The 19,174-nt window shown below is 40.5% G+C and carries 17 protein-coding genes and 1 riboswitch; of the genes, 6 read left to right on the forward strand and 11 right to left on the reverse strand.

Annotated features, from left to right (window positions below; all coding sequences use genetic code 11):
• Window positions 1–22 precede the first annotated feature (22 nt).
• A complete protein-coding gene (gene hutI, locus J5M87_RS06495) occupies window positions 23–1,279 on the forward strand; it encodes an imidazolonepropionase (protein WP_154608801.1) in 1,257 nt (418 codons plus the stop codon).
• Window positions 1,280–1,559: 280 nt separating this feature from the next.
• Here the strand turns inward: hutI and tuf are convergent, their stop codons facing one another.
• From tuf to J5M87_RS06540, 9 genes are all read right to left on the reverse strand, one after another.
• Window positions 1,560–2,756 (reverse strand): elongation factor Tu, encoded by a 1,197-nt coding sequence (tuf, locus tag J5M87_RS06500; protein ID WP_067089207.1) that lies wholly within the window; start codon window positions 2,754–2,756, stop codon window positions 1,560–1,562.
• Between the two features lie 123 nt (window positions 2,757–2,879).
• Window positions 2,880–3,842 carry an anti sigma factor C-terminal domain-containing protein gene (locus J5M87_RS06505; RefSeq protein ID WP_181351492.1) on the reverse strand — a complete coding sequence of 321 codons (963 nt, stop codon included), beginning with the start codon at window positions 3,840–3,842 and terminating at the stop codon, window positions 2,880–2,882.
• Window positions 3,829–4,326, reverse strand: coding sequence for an RNA polymerase sigma factor (locus J5M87_RS06510; protein WP_257721997.1), 498 nt, complete (start codon window positions 4,324–4,326; stop codon window positions 3,829–3,831). The genes J5M87_RS06505 and J5M87_RS06510 overlap by 14 nt, the downstream gene beginning before the upstream one ends.
• 129 nt (window positions 4,327–4,455) lie before the next feature.
• On the reverse strand, window positions 4,456–5,529 hold the full coding sequence (locus J5M87_RS06515; protein ID WP_154608799.1) for an anti sigma factor C-terminal domain-containing protein: 1,074 nt from the start codon (window positions 5,527–5,529) through the stop codon (window positions 4,456–4,458).
• Window positions 5,516–6,013, reverse strand: coding sequence for an RNA polymerase sigma factor (locus J5M87_RS06520; protein WP_082815614.1), 498 nt, complete (start codon window positions 6,011–6,013; stop codon window positions 5,516–5,518). The genes J5M87_RS06515 and J5M87_RS06520 overlap by 14 nt, the downstream gene beginning before the upstream one ends.
• A gap of 101 nt (window positions 6,014–6,114) precedes the next feature.
• Window positions 6,115–8,811 carry a phosphoenolpyruvate carboxylase gene (gene ppc, locus J5M87_RS06525; RefSeq protein WP_154608798.1) on the reverse strand — a complete coding sequence of 899 codons (2,697 nt, stop codon included), beginning with the start codon at window positions 8,809–8,811 and terminating at the stop codon, window positions 6,115–6,117.
• A gap of 36 nt (window positions 8,812–8,847) precedes the next feature.
• Complete coding sequence (ftsW, locus tag J5M87_RS06530; RefSeq protein WP_154608797.1) at window positions 8,848–10,068, reverse strand: cell division peptidoglycan polymerase FtsW; 1,221 nt, start codon at window positions 10,066–10,068, stop codon at window positions 8,848–8,850.
• Window positions 10,069–10,260: 192 nt separating this feature from the next.
• The gene (locus J5M87_RS06535) at window positions 10,261–10,635 is read right to left on the reverse strand and encodes a DUF4430 domain-containing protein (protein WP_154608796.1); all 375 of its coding nucleotides are present in this window, start codon (window positions 10,633–10,635) and stop codon (window positions 10,261–10,263) included.
• Window positions 10,616–11,122 carry a hypothetical protein gene (locus J5M87_RS06540; protein ID WP_154608795.1) on the reverse strand — a complete coding sequence of 169 codons (507 nt, stop codon included), beginning with the start codon at window positions 11,120–11,122 and terminating at the stop codon, window positions 10,616–10,618. The genes J5M87_RS06535 and J5M87_RS06540 overlap by 20 nt, the downstream gene beginning before the upstream one ends.
• Window positions 11,123–11,252: 130 nt before the next feature.
• Between J5M87_RS06540 and J5M87_RS06545 the strand changes: the two genes are divergently transcribed.
• From J5M87_RS06545 to lysS, 5 genes are all read left to right on the forward strand, one after another.
• Window positions 11,253–12,092 carry a glycoside hydrolase family 25 protein gene (locus J5M87_RS06545; protein WP_154608794.1) on the forward strand — a complete coding sequence of 280 codons (840 nt, stop codon included), beginning with the start codon at window positions 11,253–11,255 and terminating at the stop codon, window positions 12,090–12,092.
• A gap of 26 nt (window positions 12,093–12,118) precedes the next feature.
• Window positions 12,119–12,214: riboswitch (TPP riboswitch) on the forward strand.
• Between the two features lie 66 nt (window positions 12,215–12,280).
• Complete coding sequence (gene thiT / locus J5M87_RS06550; protein WP_154608793.1) at window positions 12,281–12,838, forward strand: energy-coupled thiamine transporter ThiT; 558 nt, start codon at window positions 12,281–12,283, stop codon at window positions 12,836–12,838.
• A gap of 203 nt (window positions 12,839–13,041) precedes the next feature.
• Window positions 13,042–13,884, forward strand: a complete 843-nt coding sequence (locus J5M87_RS06555) for a DUF368 domain-containing protein (protein ID WP_154608792.1) — start codon at window positions 13,042–13,044, stop codon at window positions 13,882–13,884.
• Window positions 13,884–14,366 carry an aminoacyl-tRNA deacylase gene (locus tag J5M87_RS06560; RefSeq protein WP_154608791.1) on the forward strand — a complete coding sequence of 161 codons (483 nt, stop codon included), beginning with the start codon at window positions 13,884–13,886 and terminating at the stop codon, window positions 14,364–14,366. Before J5M87_RS06555 ends, J5M87_RS06560 begins: the two co-directional genes overlap by 1 nt.
• 111 nt (window positions 14,367–14,477) lie before the next feature.
• A complete protein-coding gene (gene lysS / locus J5M87_RS06565) occupies window positions 14,478–15,968 on the forward strand; it encodes a lysine--tRNA ligase (RefSeq protein WP_154608790.1) in 1,491 nt (496 codons plus the stop codon).
• 699 nt (window positions 15,969–16,667) lie between these two features.
• On the opposite strand, the gene J5M87_RS06570 is transcribed toward lysS, so the two are convergent.
• A complete protein-coding gene (locus J5M87_RS06570; protein WP_154608789.1) occupies window positions 16,668–17,627 on the reverse strand; it encodes a glycosyltransferase family 2 protein in 960 nt (319 codons plus the stop codon).
• Window positions 17,620–19,140: a glycosyltransferase family protein gene (locus J5M87_RS06575; protein ID WP_154608788.1), complete on the reverse strand. Its 1,521-nt coding sequence runs from the start codon at window positions 19,138–19,140 to the stop codon at window positions 17,620–17,622. The genes J5M87_RS06570 and J5M87_RS06575 overlap by 8 nt, the downstream gene beginning before the upstream one ends.
• Window positions 19,141–19,174: the final 34 nt, after the last annotated feature.

The raw sequence follows: 19,174 nt of genomic DNA on the forward strand, positions 1-19,174 counted from the left end.
TATTTAAAGGAGGATTTACTAGATGACAGCAGATAAGGTACTCGTACATTTCAACCAACTCTTTTGTCCAATTGATCCAGGTCACCCCCTGAGGGGAGCTGAAATGAAGGAAGGACAGATTCTGACAGATGCCTATATTGCCATCAAAGACGGAAAAATCCTAGAAGTTGGCAGCGGTGAGCCGAGAGCAGACTTGATTGGAAAAGATACTGAGCTTTGTTCTTATAAAGGAAAAGTGGCTACACCAGGATTAATTGACTGCCACACCCATTTAGTCTATGGAGGTAGTCGCGAGCATGAATTTGCTAAAAAATTAGCTGGTGTCTCTTATCTAGATATTCTAGCTCAAGGAGGTGGTATTCTCTCTACTGTTCGTGCAACGAGAGAAGCGTCCTTTGATACCCTCTATCAAAAATCCAAACGCTTATTAGACTATATGTTACGCCACGGTGTAACAACCGTTGAGGCAAAAAGTGGTTACGGATTAGATTGGGAAACTGAAAAACGCCAATTAGAAGTAGTTGCTCAGCTAGACAAAGACCATTCTATCGATCTCATTTCAACCTTCATGGCTGCTCACGCCATTCCACCTGAATATAAAGGTCGTTCTCAAGAATACCTAGACGAAATTGTTGAGAAGATGTTACCACTTGTTAAGGAAGAAGAACTGGCAGAATTTTGTGATATTTTCTGTGAAAAAGGTGTTTTCACCGCAGATGAATCGCGTTATCTTCTTTCCAAAGCCAAGGAAATGGGCTTTAAACTCCGCATTCATGCTGATGAAATCGAATCAATTGGTGGAGTGGATGTTGCTGCAGAACTCGAAACTGTCAGTGCTGAGCATTTAATGGTTGCTACTGATGAAGGTATCGAAAAAATGAGCCAAGCACATGTCATCGGTAATCTTCTACCTGCTACTACCTTTAGTTTAATGGAAGACACCTATGCTCCTGCACTAAAAATGCTGGATAAGGGCATGGCGATTACGCTTTCGACCGACAGTAATCCCGGCAGTTGTCCAACTGCAAACCTTCAATTTGTAATGCAACTTGGTTGCTTTATGTTACGCTTAACTCCAATTGAAATCTTGAATGCTGTCACAATCAATGCTGCCTACTCTGTCGCTCGTGAAAAGACAATCGGAAACTTTGATAGTGGAAAGCAGGCAGACATTACCATCTTTGATGCAGAAAACCTTGATTATCCATTCTACTTCTTTGCTACCAACCTCGTCAGCCAGGTCTATAAGAATGGACAACTTGTTGTCGAAAATGGCTAGACAAACTCCTAACCCTCCCTAGTCTCCTCTCTAATGCCGCCAACAGCTGATACTCTATAAAAATCAAAATCTGACTAGGCAACGAAATCGTAGCTAGAACTGAAGTTCAGCAAGGTGAGTTAACGACATCAGACTTTGATTTTTGACGAGTATGGGTAGTGAGAGAAGACTCTTTCTATCTACCTCACTACTTCCTTTCCTTCACAAAAAAGAAACCCTAGCAAGTGCTAGGGCTCTTTTTTGTCTGTTTATAATTGTTATTTCTGGGAACGTAATCGAATTATGCTTCGATTTCTGTAACCATACCTGAACCAACAGTACGTCCACCTTCACGGATAGAGAAAGTAGTACCTTGTTCAACGGCGATTGGGTGGATCAATTCAACGTCGATTGTTACGTTATCACCAGGCATTACCATTTCAGTACCTGCTGGCAATTTGATTGAACCAGTTACGTCAGTTGTACGGAAGTAGAACTGTGGACGGTAGTTGTCGAAGAATGGAGTGTGACGTCCACCTTCTTCTTTAGTAAGGATGTAAACTTCACCTTTGAATTTAGTGTGTGGGTTGATTGAACCTGGTTTAGCGATAACTTGTCCACGTTCGATTTCATCACGTTGTACACCACGAAGAAGAACACCAACGTTGTCTCCTGCAAGACCTTCGTCCAATTGTTTACGGAACATTTCAACACCAGTAACAACTGCTTTAGAAGTTTCTTCTTTGATACCAACGATTTCGATTTCGTCGTTGACACGAACAGTACCACGGTCGATACGTCCTGAAGCAACAGTACCACGTCCAGTGATTGAGAATACGTCTTCGACTGGAAGAAGCAATGGTTTGTCAGTATCGCGTTCTGGTTCTGGAATGTACTCATCAACAGTGTTCATCAAGTCCATGATGATATCTTCAAATGCTGAGTCACCTTCAAGAGCTTTAAGAGCTGAACCTTGGATAACTGGAAGGTCATCACCTGGGAAATCGTATTCTGAAAGAAGATCACGGATTTCCATTTCAACCAACTCAAGCAATTCTTCGTCGTCAACCAAGTCAACTTTGTTCATGAAGACGATCAAGTGTTTAACACCAACCTGACGAGAAAGAAGGATGTGCTCACGAGTTTGTGGCATTGGTCCATCAGTTGAAGCTACTACAAGGATAGCTCCGTCCATTTGAGCCGCACCAGTGATCATGTTTTTAACGTAGTCCGCGTGTCCTGGAGCGTCGATGTGCGCATAGTGACGTTTTTCAGTTTCGTACTCAACGTGTGCAGTGTTGATAGTGATTCCGCGTTCGCGCTCTTCTGGAGCAGCATCGATAGAAGCGTAATCTTTTGGTTGGTTAACTGATGAAGGCAAGCGACGTGCCAATACAGTTGTGATAGCTGCTGTCAAAGTAGTTTTACCGTGGTCAACGTGTCCAATTGTACCAATGTTAACGTGTGGTTTACTACGATCGTATTTTTCTTTTGCCATTTTGGTAAAAGCCTCCAATAAAATATATTTTATAGATAGACAGTAGGCAATACAGTCTAACTTTACCTTACTATTCTATCAAATTGTAGCAGAAATGCAAGTATTTTCTATCTTTTTTATGATTTATTCCACATCGAGCTGATAATAAGGCTGATTTGGGATAGCTGCACCAATGCTTGAAGCGAATATCCAATCCTGATTTTCCAGTTGGGCAAAGTTCTCTGCCTTACCTGTTAGAATGACCCCTCCGAAGCTGGCTTTTCCAACTTTTCCCTCTGAAGCAAGATGTGCTGTCACATCTTCTGCTAGCCCTTCTTGCCCCATCTCCTTAAATTCCTTACTCTGGCTAAATGCTTCCAATAATTCATAAAATTCCTGATAAGAAGAATCCAGCCATTGTTTTCTTGGTGTCCAGCCAAAGAGATGACTGATAGCCTTTTGCGCTGTATTGTCAGTACTCACACTACCAATCCAATACCAATTAATCTTGAGATTTTTAGGCAATTTTTCTTCTAGTTCTGCCAAGGTGTACTGCTTATCAAAGCTGATAGCTACTTCTACCAACTGCCCTTTCATCTGTGACAAATAAGACAGTTCCTTCGCAGGTTTTCGAATAATATCTTCGGAACCATAGCTAGCCTTGGGATTGAAAAACAGGGCTGCCTTTTGGTGACTTTTATAACTATAAGCCATTTCTGTACTATCTTGCTCGACAGATGCGGGTAATACAAAAGAAGCTAAGGCATCTTGATCCTGGTTCATGACCGTAAAATTTGCTGCAATTTCTTCATATTTTACGGAAATTCCGTCTATATCCTTGATGAGATTAGCCTCGTAAGTTCCACCAAGGTTATTGGCAAATACGACTCGTACATTGTCCCGTTGCATATTCGGAAAGGCAATACTAGTCTGCCTATAGTAATAATCGTCCAATTGATGATACTGCTGTGTAGATAGAAATCCTAGTCCCATCCAGATGAGAAAAGCGACTCCACTAGCCAACAAAACGGATCCAAAACTAATGAGAAGCGTCCGTTTTTTCCATTCTCTTCTCGTTTTCTTCGCTAATACTTCAAATGTTTCCATCATCATATCCTTTCTGTTTAAGGGCTTGTTTTAATTTTTGACGACTGCGGTGCAGACTGACTTTGACCTTGCTGACGGAATAAGAGAGAAGCTCTGCTATTTCACGAATAGTAAAACCCTGAAAATAAAAGAGTTCCAAGAGAAGCGCATCCTGCTGTGGCAATTTTTCTACTTCTTCCAAGAGAAAGTCATATTGGTCTGTTTCAAAGGGGGAAAGTTCATGTGGTTTGAAAAATTCTTGCCGTAAAATTTCCATATAACGTTTGTCTCTGCGGTACTTATCAATGTAGCGACGAATGGCAGAGCGGTACAGGAAGGCTCGAATCTTTTCACCAGGGATTGCAACTGGCATTTCAAGAAGCTTGACAAATATATCTTGGACGACATCTTCTGCCTGCTCTTTCGGCACACCTGATGCCATCAAATAAGCGATGACATCTTTGGCAAAATCAATCAAGACTTGTTCATAGGCATCTAGTTTAATCGCACTTCCCTCCCTTCCTCACTAATAAAACGAAACGAGACCCGTAAAAGTTACAGGTCTAGTCTTATTTTATCATATTTGTAAAAGCGCAAACTGAAAATCTGAAAGAAAGTGAGATTCAAAAAGGGATTATCTGTGGGTCTCTAGGTGATAATAGGGCTTAACTTCCACATCCTGACCGATATTAGAGGCAAAAATCCAGCTAGCTTTTTCAAGTTGAGCAAAGTCTTCTGCCTTACCCGTTAAAATCACACCAGCAAATGTAGCTGTTTTTCCGTCTTGATTCTTTTTAAGATAGTCTTTGACATCATTGGTCAAATCATAGTCTTTCCCATCTTCTCCCACACTATATCCGAGCCAATGATTCGCCAAAGCCTTCTCCAGATGTGCTTGGAAGAAGGTATAGCTATTATGGAAGGCTTGACTAGGTGTTAAATCAGCCAGTTTCTTTTGGTAGTCCTCATAGGCTTTTTGAGCTTTTTCCTTAGACAGATTTGCTGGTTTTTCCTGTTTTTTCATCTCGTCATAGGTTTCTAGTTGAGCGAGATTCGGCTGAAAACCAATCTGAGCATTGAGCTTTAACTTACTCGTATCATAGATACTAGTGCTACCAATCCAGTACCAGTTGATGTTCAAATGACTAGGAATCATGGTTTGAATTTCATCAAAGGTATAGGGCTTATCAAAGGTCACTGCCATTTCAACTACGCGATTGGGCATCTGAGATAAGAGAGAGATGTCCTGAGTGACGATATCCCCCATTTGCTGATAATTGCGATTGGTATTATAAAAAAGTGGCACCTTATAGCTATTCCCGTGGGTGTAGCCACCCTTATTATCTGATGATTTATAGAGATTGAGATGCTGATTTGAGCCATAGCCCCTATACAGGCCATAATGACTCTCAAAATCTTCAAACGGAACAGTAATTCCTGCAATATCCTTAACCTGATCGGCATAATAGGTTCCGGTAAATTCCGAGTCTGCAATGAAGGACCAGTTTATATAGCTAACATTAGGATAACTGATTTCTGTCATTGTTTGGTGGTAATCACGCACTTCATTGGCATTACGAGAGGTAATCCAAGCCAGCCCCTTCCAACCGACAACCAACAGTACAAATCCCGTCACGATCGAAAGTAAGACAGTTTTCACCCTGTTCTTTCGTTTACTTTTCTTTGCTGCAACTTCAAAAGTCTTCATATTCGTATCCTTTCTCCTTTAGCAATCTTGCTAACTGCTTACGACCACGATAGAGGTTCATCTTAACCAGGCTTTGACTAATTCCCAAGACCTGTGCTACCTCCTTGGTCGTCATTTCTTGAAAATAATAACAGTCCAGTACCGACTGGTACTGAGTGGGCAATTCTGCTACCGCCTCATACAACGGTCCATAATCTGCTGTATCGTACTTTAGCGCCTTCTCCTTGTGGAAAAATTCCTGCTGGATAATCTCATGGTAGCGCCTATCTCTACGATACCGATCAATATAGGCTCGAATAGCTGAGCGATAAAGCCAAGCCCGCAATTTCTCGAAGGGAAGAACAATGTCTGCCTCGAGAATTTTAACCAAAATGTCCTGAGCAATATCATCACTATCTGCTTGATTGGCGCCTGATTTTTGCAGATAATAGGAAATTTCTTTCGCAATGCCCATGACTTCTTTTTCATATTCGTCGAACCGAATCTTTCTCCCCTCCTTTCACTAATAGAACGAATGAATTGACAATTGGTTACAGCATATTGAGCAAATAGACAAAAAAATCGGCCAAAACCGATTTTTTGTTCTTAACCTGAATTCCGCAAACCAGTTGCAACACCATTGATGGTAATATGAATCAGACTTTCCTGATCCGCACTTAATTCTCCACGACGGAGGCGGTTGATCAATTCAATTTGAATGTAATTCAAGACATTGAAATAAGGCATGCGGTAAGCAAGACTGGCTTTCAAGAACGGTAGTTCTGCCAATAATTCATCATTTTGCTCAATCGCCAAAATCATATCTTTGGTTAATTGCCATTCATCCAAAATGGTATAGAAAATAGAATGCACATCTTCATCCTCACACATCTTAGCATATTCAAAGGCAATGTTCATGTTAGATTTGGAGAGGACCATGTCCACATTTGACAGCAGAGAACGGAAAAATGGCCAATTTTCATACATTTGTTGGAGCTTAGCAAGATTGTCTGGATCTTTGTCAATGAATCGTTTGAAACTAGAACCCACTCCATACCAACCTGGGAGCATGACACGATTTTGCGACCATGAGAAGACCCACGGAATGGCACGGAGTCCTCCGATTTCAGTAATGGTTTTTCGCGCTGCTGGACGGGAACCAATATTCAAACTAGACACTTCACGAATTGGGCTCGCTGCAAAGAAATAATCATAAAAATTCGGATTGCCAAAGACCAGATCACGATAAATTTGGTAACTATCCTCAACAATATCATTCATAATTGCACGATAGCCATCAATTTCATCTAAATCAACAATCATCTGCGTCACCATCCGGTCTAAGGTTGCAGATACCAGCATTTCTAAGTTGTAGTAGGCTGCATCCTTATTACCGTATTTATTTCCGATGACCTCTCCTTGTTCTGTCAAACGAATCCGATCCTTGATAGAACCAAATGGTTGAGAAGTAATGGCATCGTAAGAAGGACCACCACCACGTCCAACTGTCCCACCACGTCCATGGAAGAAGGTAATTTTCACGCCATACTCTTGACCGATTTGGGTCAATTCATTCTGCGCTTTGTAAAGAGTCCAACCAGATGACAGATAGCCACCATCTTTATTGGAATCAGAATAGCCTAGCATGATTTCTTGGTAATGATTGTTGCCTGCAATCCAAGATTTAGCAACGTCTAACTGCAAGTAATTGCGCATGGTGGCAGGGGCATTGTCCAAATCTTCAATCGTTTCAAAGAGGGGCACAATCTGCACACGCGCACGTTCTGCATCAACCAGACCAACTTCTTTCAAGAGCAAGGCTAATTCTAGTAAGTCAGATACATGCTCAGAATGAGAAATAATATGCTGTTTGATGACTTCCTCACCTAGCTTATCTTTCAATTCACGGGCTGCTGCAAAAATAGCCAATTCCTTTTCTAACTGCTCTGATTTTGGAATATGGGTCGCAGATAAAATCCGTGGATCATCAACCAATTCTTTTAAGAGTACCTGACACTTTTCTTCTTCTGATAAGCTGCTGTAATCTTCTACAATTTTCGCAGAAGCTAATAGTTCAGCGACACTAGCCTCATGAATGCTCGAATCTTGGCGCATATCGATACTAGCCAAGTAAAATCCAAAGGCTTCAATCGCTTCTAATAATTCTGTCAAATCACCTTTTAATAGCGCCACACCCTTGTTTTCTTCCAAGGATTCTTTTATGGCAATGATGTCTGCCTTAAACTCTCGAACATTGGCATACCGCTCATCATTTTTCTGGTCATGAATCAGATAATCGCGGGTATTGGCCAATTTCATCTGGATATAATGAAAGGCTTTACGATAGGGCTCATGCTCACGATAAACAGAATGATCTGCAGATAAATCAGCCAAGGCTTGAACTGCTGGACTGACCTCAACAATGGTTGTTGATAAGGAGAAATTACTGTAGAGTTTTTCCAGTTGGTCATGGTAGTAATTCATAATGACTTCACACTGGGTAAGGGCAGACAATTTCAGGGTTTCTGCTGTAACAAAGGGATTGCCGTCACGGTCTCCACCGATCCACATTCCCATGGTAATCGGACGCGGATTTACCAGTTCAACTCCACGTTCTGCTGCAAGATTCTTGTATTCTCGCTGGAGTTTGGTCACTGCCTTGATGAAGGAACTATTGTAATACTCCATGACATTGGTAATTTCATTCGTTACCTTGAGTTTCTTCTCGCGAATCATCTCTGTCTGCATCATGATTTCCACATAACAGCGCAATTCATCGAGCCACTTAGTGCGGTTCATAAGACCGAGCTTCACATCACGATAGCGACGAAGCAATTCATGGATATGCTTGGTCAAATCGAGCATAGACTGGCGTTGAACCTGAGTTGGATGAGCTGTCAAAACAGGAACAACATTCAGATTTTCTAAGATTTCAGCCGCATCTTCACGCTGGGAAACCAAATCAATCGTAGTCGAAATTTTTCCAAGGTAATCTTGTCCTAAATTATTCTGATGATTAATTTCATAAGCCAAATCCACATCCTCTGAAATGTTAATCAAGAGAGGTAAGACGGCAAAGTAACGGGAAATAACCGCTAACTCATCATTGGTCAATTGACCGATAATTTCCATTAACTGGCTGTAATCATCTTGTTTTGAAAGAGTTCCAAGTTCGATAATCTTGTCAAAGGTTTCTTCAGACATCAGCTGACGCGCAACATCCTGCAAGATATCTGTCAAAATTCCTACTTCTTCTTGGATTGTCTCTTTGTTGTTGTAGTTTTCTAATTTTTGAATCGCCATATCTTCCTTTTCTCCTAATCTTCTTACTAGAACAATCTAGATCATTGTTCGTTCAATCTCTTCCTGAATCAATTCCCGCTTTTCATTGGCATCAATATTGAGTACAAAAGCAATTCCTATGGAAATAATCAATAAACTATTTCCCCCTTGAGAAATAAATGGGAAGGTAACTCCCGTCGCTGGAATCAGTCCAGAAATCCCTCCGATATTAACAAAGGTCTGAACAAGTAGCATGCCTGCTACACCTAGTGCCATCATCGCATTAAAGGGATTCTTTGCCCGAATACCAACCACGATAATACGTAAAATCAAGAAAAACAAGAGGGCCAAAATGAGACTTGCTCCCAAAAAGCCTAGCTCTTCTATGACAATTGAAAAGGCAAAGTCGGTATGAGCCTCTACGAGATAGCCATTTTTCTCAATTGAGTTTCCTAATCCTCTACCAAACCAACCACCGTTGCTCATGGCATAGTAAGAATTGGTTAATTGCCATCCTGATTCTGTTGCATTTTCAAAGGGATTAAAATAAGCTGCAAATCGTCGTGCAATATAGCCAAATAATGGAATTTTTGCCACAAATTCGACTCCAAGCACTCGAATGGTTCCTAAAAGCAGGGCTGAAGCAGACACAATTCCTAGCAGGGCAGTTGAAAACCAACGATAACCAATACCGCTAGCGGTCACCATAACCACAATGATGAGGGCAACAATCACTGCATTCCCCAGATCCGGTAGGGAAGCTACCAAACCCAAAAAGACGAGGCTGACCAAGCGCCAATCATTGAGCTTATTTGGAATCCACTGTCCCTTGGTTAAGGCTTGATAGTCATACTTACGAATCTCTCCTTGGATTTTAGCGAATTGATGTGCCAAATACCAGACAATCAGTAATTTGAGATATTCTGCTGGTTGCAATCCGATAATACCTCCTGGACCCAAACGAATCCAACCGTGTGCCCCATTGACAGCATCAAAAAAATGTGAAATGACTAGCAAAAATCCATCAATTAGCAGCGTAACAGAAATCAGGCCTGTTCTCCGTAAAAAACTTAGTTTCATGCGGTAAATAATATAAATCGCCACCAAACTAATCACCCAATAACCAGCCTGACTGAGCAAGAGTTTAAAAGGATTTCCCTCATTTTGCACCTGTAAAGCGCTGGTCGTTGAATAAATCATAATTAGTCCTATAATGGACAAGATTAAATACGGAATTAAAATAGAATAGTTCAGCAAATGCTGTTTATCAATCTTCATCTATTCTCCTAGCATCTTCTAGAGTATTGCTCTCATTATACCATATTTCCCTATAAAATACGGAAAAATCTGACAATTTTAGCAAAAAGCGTTTCCACAAGGACACCACCTATTCAAAAGTAACAAAAAATGCTTAGTAGCCCAACTCATCACGGACTTTCTAAGCATTTGCAACTCTTTTAAGCGAGTATCTTATTGGAAGGTCTGCAAGTAGAATGTTACAGTATCACCATCCGAAATGTGCATCTCTTTTGCACCTTTTGGTGCCAATTCATCATTGACATCATACATCCAATAGGTATTTTTTTCAGGGCTTTGGCTGACATCATCAATGACAGTCACCAAGCCATCTTTTTCTTCAATTTTATGGTGTTCTTCTAAGATATCCATAACAGAATCATCTTCCTTGAAGGTTACTTTTTCCTCTACTACCTTATCATCTGGAAAAGTTACTTTTAAGGTAGCTGTATAGGTTTTTTCCGTTTCTGTCTGACTTGTCTGTGGTTGACAGGCAACCAAAAATAAACCTGCAATAAGTGATACGATACTAAGCATCCATTTTTTCATGAGGGGCATATCTCCTAAATATAGAATAAATAATGGGGTAAAATAAAACAGTCGAAACACTATGCAAGACATCAAAGGACAATCCATTTAGCCAGTACAGAATTGGATTTGTCCCATATTGCCAGGCAATCGGTAGGCTAATTGAAAAACCGTACAGAAAGACGATGAAGCCTACTCCTACACTTTGTCCTATCAGCGGCAAGTGCTTCCTACGAATAAAGGGAACAGCCAACAAACGCCAAATCAACATGATTAGTGCAAAACTTAAAATCTGCCAAAAAACAATCAGACCAAAGCCAAACAAGATGCTGCTTCCCAACATGGTCAAGGCCATAATTGCTAGGCTCTCACCAAAGGATAGAAAGGAAAGACTCACCAAAAAGATAGCTGAAATCGGCTTGATATTTGGAAAACTTGCAAAAGCTGCACGTAGCACAATAGATAAGGCTACCAGCATCACAATTCGGCTCATTTGTCTCGTTGACATCGCACACAATACTTCCTCTTTTTATTTCCCATACTAGGGTAACGAAAACTAAGAGCCCTGTCAAGATAAATTCACTATCTACTGGCTTATTTTTTTGATTTTTTCCCCTATTTAGGTTAAAATAGGAGCAATGAGAAAGAAAATACACCCTATATTTGTTGCCCTCTTTTTCCTCTTGTTTACAGGCTTGATTCTGGTAACAAGGGGCTTAGGACAGGAACAAACTGAACAAGCAACTTCCGCTACTAGCGACTCCAGTAGTACCAGCGAACCGAGCTATCATGCGAGTTCCGTACACATTACCAATGCCCTCGAAATGAAACCCATCATCGATGTGTCTGGCTGGCAACGGCCATCTGATATTGACTACGATACCCTATCGTCTCATATATCTGGTGCTATTATTCGAGTACAAAGTGGGTCGCATACAAAAAAAGACAATAACGCCTCTGATGAAAGTGGTCTCGATAAACATTACAAGACCCATATCAAGGAATTTCAAGAGCGTGGGATTCCAGTAGCTGTCTATGCCTATGTCACAGGAAATAGTATCGAGTCGATGAAGAAAGAAGCAAAATCTTTCTATGAAGCCTCTTCTAAATACAAACCGACCTACTATTGGCTTGATGTCGAGGAAAAAACCATGGACGATATGAATGCCGGTGTCGAAGCTTTTCGTCAGGAATTAGCCGATCTTGGAGCAAAAAATATCGGTATCTATGTTGGAACCTATTTCATGGCGGAACACAATATTTCTGTTGATAAGTTTACTGCCCTTTGGATTCCGACTTATGGAACCAACTCTGGCTATTACAATGCTGCTCCTGCGACTGATTTAGACTACGACTTACACCAATATACCTCTGTAGGATCACTTAGCGGCTTTGCCCATCATTTGGACCTCAATCTTATTACAACACTAAAAGAGCCAAATGAGGTCTACCAAAAGTTGTTTACAAGCCCTGAATAATATGCTATACTAACCTTAATTTAATAACTATCACAAAGGAGTGCTTCGGCTGAGATCGCATCTGCGAAATCCTCGAACCTGATCTAGTTAACACTAGCGTAGGGATTGTGTTTGAATCGATACCCGTTCATTTACTGATCTATCGACTACCAAAGGCTCCTTTTGTGAAAGAAAAGGAGTCTTTCTTTATGTCCAAAAATCTCAATGCCCTTGTTGAAGTAGCCCTCTTTGCGGCTCTTGCTATGGTCTTATCCTTTATTCCCGACTTTATCGGTTGGTTTAATCCATCCTTTGGCGCTATTCCCTTAATACTATTCTCTTTACGTAGAGGTGCAAAATACGGGCTCTTGGCAGGTTTGATTTGGGGCTTGCTCCACTTTGTCCTTGGTAAGGTCTACTATCTCTCCTTCTCTCAAGTCTTTTTGGAATACATTCTTGCCTTTGTCGCAATGGGACTAGCAGGCTATCTGGCACCTAGTTTCCAAACAGCATTAAAAACAAAAGAGTATACCAAAGCACTCCTACGAGCCTTTCTAGCTACTAGTCTTGCTGTCCTTGTTCGCTACGTGATTCACTACATTGCTGGTGTTATCTTTTGGGGCAGTTATGCTCCTGAAGGCGTGTCTGCTTACTGGTATTCCTTTACCGTCAATGGAACAGCAGGTGGACTGACCCTCTTTGTTGTCCTACTTGTCTTGGGTATTCTCATACCTGCCAATCCACGTTTTTTCTTGCCAAATAAATAAGGGCCTGACCTCTCTCACAAAATATGGTATAATAGTATCGTTTTGAACGCTTTCTCGTCATTCATTTTCTATTTATTACGTCATTAACACGTTTTGCCTAATTTCAGTTATGCCTGCAACGCGCTGCCTAGTACTAAATGAAAACTGAATGATGATATGTTTCAGTTGATATTCTTATACCTTTTTGTTTTTCGGAGGAAATAATGACATCTTTTATTGCAAGAGTTGTAAAGGGAATGATTATTGCCCTTGGTTTTATCTTACCTGGTGTATCAGGAGGCGTATTAGCAGCAATTTTGGGAATCTATGAACGGATGATTCGTTTTCTTGCCCATATTCGCGAGAATTTTATTGAAAATGTCCTCTTCTTCATTCCAGTAGGAATTGGAGGAATTTTAGGAATTGCCCTCTTCTCCTATCCCGTCGAATACCTCTTGGAACACTATCAAGTCATCGTCTTATGGGGATTTGCAGGAGCTATTGTCGGAACGATTCCCAGTCTCATCAAGGAATCTACCCAGCATAGCAAACGAGATATGGCTGACCTCGCTTGGCTGTGCGGAACCTTTTTCCTATCTGGTTTGCTTCTTTATTTCCTCAATGATTTAGTAGGAACCTTACCAGCTACTTTTGCTAGCTTTGTTTTGGCTGGAGCCTTGATTGCCTTGGGGATTTTGGTACCTGGGCTCAGTCCTTCCAATCTTCTCCTCATTTTAGGGATTTATACTCCTATGCTCAATGGCTTTAAATCACTTGATTTGATTGGTACCTTCTTACCCATTGCAATCGGTGGTGTTCTTGCCATGCTAGCCTTTTCAAAAGCTATGGACTTGGCTCTCAAATATTACCATTCTCGAGTGTATCACTTCATCATTGGAATTGTTCTGTCTAGTACTGTCTTAATCCTCATTCCTCAAGCTGGAAATGAAGAGTCCATTTCCTACGCTGGCGCAGGCATTGGAACCTGGTTTCTTGCACTAGTCCTCTTTGGATTGGGGATTTGGCTAGGTCTTTGGATGAGTAAACTGGAGGAAAAATACAAGTAATGGCCAAGCAAAAGAAACGCAAAAAAACCTTGGTGGACCAAATTTTAGATAAGGCAGGGCTTGACCATGATAGTCTTGAACTCAACGCACTTGAAGGCAAACTACCGAAAGATGTGGAAAAACATCAGATTTACAAAACACTTGCCTTAATCGGTGATAAGACAGGGCCCGTTATCGGCATCGTTCCTATTACAGAACACCTATCAGAAAAGGCATTAGCCAAGATTTCTGGTAATAAAAAAGTCAGCATGATTCCCCAAAAAGATTTGGAAAAAACAACCGGCTATGTCCACGGTGCCAACAATCCTATTGGTATTCGCCAGAAGCATCGTTTTCCAATCTATATCGATCAATCTGCCTTAGAATTGGGACAAATCATCGTCTCAGCTGGAGAACTTGGCCGCTCTATTCGAATGGATAGCCAAGCATTAGCTGATTTTGTCGGAGCAGAATTTGCAGATTTGATTACCAAAGCTGACTAGATAAACCCGTTAAAATCATGTATATAATAGAAAAAATTAGCTATCCTAGCTGATTTTTTTTTGGTTTTATGCTAGAATGAATGAGATAGACTTTGGAGGAATGAAACAACTATGTCAAACGAACATTTTGAAGAATTAAATGACCAGCAACTCGTTCGCCGTGAAAAAATGGCGGCTCTTAGCGAAAAAGGGATTGATCCATTCGGAAAACGATTTGAACGCACAGCTAATTCAGCAGAATTAAAAGCACAATACGAAGATAAAAGCAAGGAAGATTTGGCTGAATTGGGTGCTACTGCTGTTATTGCAGGACGTATGATGACAAAACGTGGAAAAGGAAAAGCAGGCTTTGCCCACATCCAAGACCGCGAAGGTCAAATCCAAATCTATGTCCGTAAAGATGATGTCGGTGAAGAAAACTATGAACTCTTCAATAAGGCTGACCTCGGAGACTTTATCGGGGTTGAGGGAGACATCATGCGGACCAATATGGGTGAATTATCCATTCATGCCCGCAGATTAACCCACTTGTCAAAAGCCCTTCGCCCATTACCAGAAAAATTCCACGGCTTAACAGATACCGAAACCATTTACCGCAAACGCTACTTAGACTTGATTTCAAACCGTGAAAGTTTTGACCGCTTTGTCACTCGTAGCAAGATTATCTCAGAAATTCGCCGTTACCTAGACGGGCTTGGTTTCTTAGAAGTCGAAACCCCTGTCCTTCATAATGAAGCTGGTGGTGCTGCCGCCCGTCCATTCATCACCCATCACAATGCCCAAAACATTGATATGGTTCTACGGATTGCAACAGAATTACATTTGAAACGCTTGATTGTCGGCGGTATGGAACGTGTCTATGAAATCGGTCGTATCTTCCGTAATGAAGGAATGGATGCTACTCACAATCCAGAATTTACATCCATTGAGGTCTACCAAGCTTATGCCGACTACCTTGATATCATGAACTTGACAGAAGGTATCATTCAACACACTGCAAAAGCTGTTGTCGGAGACGGACCAATCACTTATCAAGGTACAGAAATCAATATTCACCTACCATTCAAACGCCTTCACATGGTTGATGCGATTAAGGAACAAACGGGAGTTGATTTCTGGCAAGAGATGACCTTTGAAGAAGCTAAGGCTGTTGCAAGTGTGCATAAGGTTCCTGTTGAAAAACATTATACTGAAGTTGGTCAAATCATCAATGCCTTCTTCGAAGAATTTGTAGAAGATACCCTCATCCAGCCAACCTTTATCTATGGACATCCTGTGGCTGTGTCACCACTTGCTAAGAAAAATCCTGAAGACGACCGCTTCACGGATCGTTTTGAACTCTTTATTATGACCAAAGAGTATGGAAATGCCTTTACTGAGTTGAATGATCCCATTGATCAATTGGAACGCTTTAAGGCGCAAGCTAAAGCCAAAGAATTGGGAGATGATGAAGCAACTGGCATTGACTACGACTATGTAGAAGCTCTTGAATACGGTATGCCCCCAACAGGCGGACTCGGTATCGGAATCGACCGCCTCTGCATGCTCCTAACTGACACAACTACTATTCGTGACGTCTTACTATTCCCCACGATGAAATAATGATGAGAAAAACGAGCCTGGGACAAAAAGATTTTCACGTTAGAAATTCTATAATTTCATGTAGTCTCTTTTACTAAAATATATACAAAAAGCGAACAAAGGAAGAGTTTTAAGTTTTTAACTCTTCCTTTGTTCGCTTTTTAATCTCCAAAGATAACGACTGTTGCGGGGGAGTAAAACAATCCAGTGAATTATTTTAGCCCGAACCTAGAAATAAAGGAGTGAGGATAATCGATTTCTATGAAATCACGATTTTTTTATGATACCTAATCTTCCAGATTACATTCTTTTGTGGGTGAATGCTAAACACTCATCGTGGTTCCCACTCCCTTTTCCTTTTAAACAATTCATTTAAAGCCTTCCTCACCTCACTAGACTTCAAAAATAGCTATTTCATTTCAATACATCAAACTAATTGAAAGAGAAGAGTACAAAGGTAGTGAGGCAAAGAAGAAAGATATAGTGGATTGAAAAAGAAAGAGGACAAGGCAAGGAGCTGCAGATAGAACTAGCGCTAATTGAGGATTATTCCATAATCCCTATTTCCAACCTTCAACAGTCCACTGGACTATTGAAGCAAAGCGACTTAACGATGTCCTAACCTTTATTCAATTCACGATACATTGAAATGAACCTCCTTATAGGAACAGCATATCACTTTTTATACCGTCCATTATAAGAGGTTCTTTTCACATCATTCTACCTTTTTTTATCTGTTCGCTTATCAATAATATAGCGGGGACGCTTTTTCGTCTCAAGATAAATTTTTCCGATATATTCGCCGATAATCCCGATTGAAATCAACTGAATCCCACCAATAAAGGCAATAATCGTAACCGTACTAGCCCAACCTGAGACTGTAAAGCCGAAAAAGTGTCGGAAAATGGTCCATAAAATAAATAGGAAAGAAACTATCGAAGTAATCACCCCCAGTCCTGTTATAAACCGTAAAGGTTTGACACTCAAGCTCGTAATACCATCGATAGCAAGGCCTATCATCTTGCTAAGTGGATAATGACTTTCTCCTGCAATCCGTTCAAAACGGTCGTATTCTACAATAGCATAGTTAAAACCAACCATCGGCACCATTCCGCGTAAAAACAGATTCACCTCAGAAAATTCTGACAGAGCTTCTAAAGCACGCTTTGACATCAAGCGATAGTCTGCATGGTTAAAAATGACTTCAACCCCTAGTTTTTCAAGCAAGTTATAAAATCCTTCTGCTGTTGCTCGCTTGAAAAAGGTGTCTGTCGTGCGTTTTTTGCGAACACCATAGACTACTTCTGCTCCATTTTGATAAGCTTTTACCATCTCGTCCATACAATTGATATCATCTTGTCCGTCACAATCAATCGTAATCACAATATCAGCTGCTTCTTTTGCTTCCATCATACCTGCTAATACAGTGCTTTGGTGTCCACGGTTTCTGGACTGAGCAATGCCCACTACATACGGATTTTGTGCATATTCCTCAATCAGCTCCCATGTCTTATCCGAACTACCGTCATTTACATACAGGATTCTACTCTCTTTTGACACCAACTTATCTGCAATGAGTTGCTCTAATTTTGCTAAAAAGAGACCTGATGTTTCAGGTAATACCTGTTCTTCATTGTAACATGGAATAACCATGTATAGGATTGGATTTACTCTAGCCATCTTTTCTCCTCCCCACCAGCCTATTGCCTAATTTAGCATAGCCTAGACTGGATAACAGAATAATTTGTGGTAAAAATTGAATCAGATAGCGAGTCTTACCACCCTCAAAAATCATCAGAAACAACAAACCACCAAAGACAGCTAAACTAAGCATGCTTTCTCTACTATCTGGGCTATAACGCAGGAATTGATAAACAAATCCGAATATCAAAATGATATAAATAACTTGAATAAAATAACGGTAATAGCGATAACTTGGCTGATCTGTATAAATTAGATAGTTTCGAATCTTTTGCGCAATTGGATGATGTACTGTTTTAGCATAAAGAGGGTTGATATAATAAACTCCCTCTTTACTAGCATCTTGATACCCCCACCCTAAGGTTCCATCTCGCATAGTGAGATTTTGCTTATGCAGAATATGACCGATAAAAGTTGATAGCGTGTAGTCTTTCAATCGGCGTTTAATATCCTTCATCACAACTTGGTTAGAAAATCGACCATCATAGTTTTCATCCACTCGGGTCTCATCAGTCACAAACTGGGATAATCCCGCCTGAAAATCAATCTGATCTGTTCCTACGTAAGTCAGTCCTAAATCTATATAAGCTAAGGCTGTTATACTATATTCCTTATGAATAATCACCTCTGTTTGGGTATCTTTTACACTCGTCAATCCTTTATAACTAACGGCAAAAACAGCTAGAAATACCAACAAAATCTGTAGGTACTGTTTCCAGTTCTGCACAAAAAATTGAACCAAAAATACAGCCAATGGCAAGATGATCAAGGTCGGTCTTAGCCACACACCAAGTGCAGTTATCAAAGCAAGTAGGACAGCTAGTAAAGATTTCCTACTAACTTGATGCTGATTCAAATAGAATAGCTCAAAGATACAATAGAGTTGCAATGCAATCACTGGAAGCACCATAATATCTGTATACATGGTCAGAAATTGTGGTGTAAAAGCAATAAAAAATAGATAAAAACTAAATACTACATCAGCAATTCCTTGGCCGAATTGCTTTTGAGCAACCTTATACAGTATCCATCCCGCACTATTGGCATAGAGGATATTAAAGCCTTGCATAACCCAGATAGCATTTCCCGAAAATAAATTGTAGAAAAATCGTTCATATAAGAACAGTAAAAGATTATTTGGATAGCGCGAAAGATATAAGGAGATAATGCTATGATCTACAATATGAGTTGCGCCACTAAAGACCATTGCTGCATCCGAACGAATCATCAGATTAGTCACAAGAACAAGCACCAGCTGATAGATGACAGCAAGAACTAAAAGCACCAGCTTATACCTCATCAGCATGCGATAACACCACCTACATAGATTAGGCAATAAGGCAACAAGCGCAATTCCGATAACAATAATGACAAGCATGACTTGCGTTGCTCCTGCTAACACTATGGTACTCGTAAGGAGCCAATAAAGAGCTATGAGTAGCATGACAATGGTTAACAAGCGATTAAAAAATGAATAAGTTTTCTGTAACATCTTTAGTAAAAAGGCACCCTAAAATCTGTTAGGA

This window comes from Streptococcus sp. zg-86, assembly GCF_017639855.1.
In the GTDB taxonomy this organism is placed as follows: Bacteria; Bacillota; Bacilli; order Lactobacillales; family Streptococcaceae; genus Streptococcus; species Streptococcus zhangguiae.

Coding starts and splice junctions, on each gene's coding strand:
- hutI (WP_154608801.1), top strand. CDS start 23: ATGACAGCAGATAAGGTACTCGTACATTTCAACCAACTCTTTTGTCCA.
- tuf (WP_067089207.1), bottom strand. CDS start 2,756: ATGGCAAAAGAAAAATACGATCGTAGTAAACCACACGTTAACATTGGT.
- J5M87_RS06505 (WP_181351492.1), bottom strand. CDS start 3,842: ATGGAAACATTTGAAGTATTAGCGAAGAAAACGAGAAGAGAATGGAAA.
- J5M87_RS06515 (WP_154608799.1), bottom strand. CDS start 5,529: ATGAAGACTTTTGAAGTTGCAGCAAAGAAAAGTAAACGAAAGAACAGG.
- ppc (WP_154608798.1), bottom strand. CDS start 8,811: ATGGCGATTCAAAAATTAGAAAACTACAACAACAAAGAGACAATCCAA.
- ftsW (WP_154608797.1), bottom strand. CDS start 10,068: ATGAAGATTGATAAACAGCATTTGCTGAACTATTCTATTTTAATTCCG.
- J5M87_RS06535 (WP_154608796.1), bottom strand. CDS start 10,635: ATGAAAAAATGGATGCTTAGTATCGTATCACTTATTGCAGGTTTATTT.
- J5M87_RS06540 (WP_154608795.1), bottom strand. CDS start 11,122: ATGTCAACGAGACAAATGAGCCGAATTGTGATGCTGGTAGCCTTATCT.
- J5M87_RS06545 (WP_154608794.1), top strand. CDS start 11,253: ATGAGAAAGAAAATACACCCTATATTTGTTGCCCTCTTTTTCCTCTTG.
- thiT (WP_154608793.1), top strand. CDS start 12,281: ATGTCCAAAAATCTCAATGCCCTTGTTGAAGTAGCCCTCTTTGCGGCT.
- J5M87_RS06555 (WP_154608792.1), top strand. CDS start 13,042: ATGACATCTTTTATTGCAAGAGTTGTAAAGGGAATGATTATTGCCCTT.
- J5M87_RS06560 (WP_154608791.1), top strand. CDS start 13,884: ATGGCCAAGCAAAAGAAACGCAAAAAAACCTTGGTGGACCAAATTTTA.
- lysS (WP_154608790.1), top strand. CDS start 14,478: ATGTCAAACGAACATTTTGAAGAATTAAATGACCAGCAACTCGTTCGC.
- J5M87_RS06570 (WP_154608789.1), bottom strand. CDS start 17,627: ATGGCTAGAGTAAATCCAATCCTATACATGGTTATTCCATGTTACAAT.
- J5M87_RS06575 (WP_154608788.1), bottom strand. CDS start 19,140: ATGTTACAGAAAACTTATTCATTTTTTAATCGCTTGTTAACCATTGTC.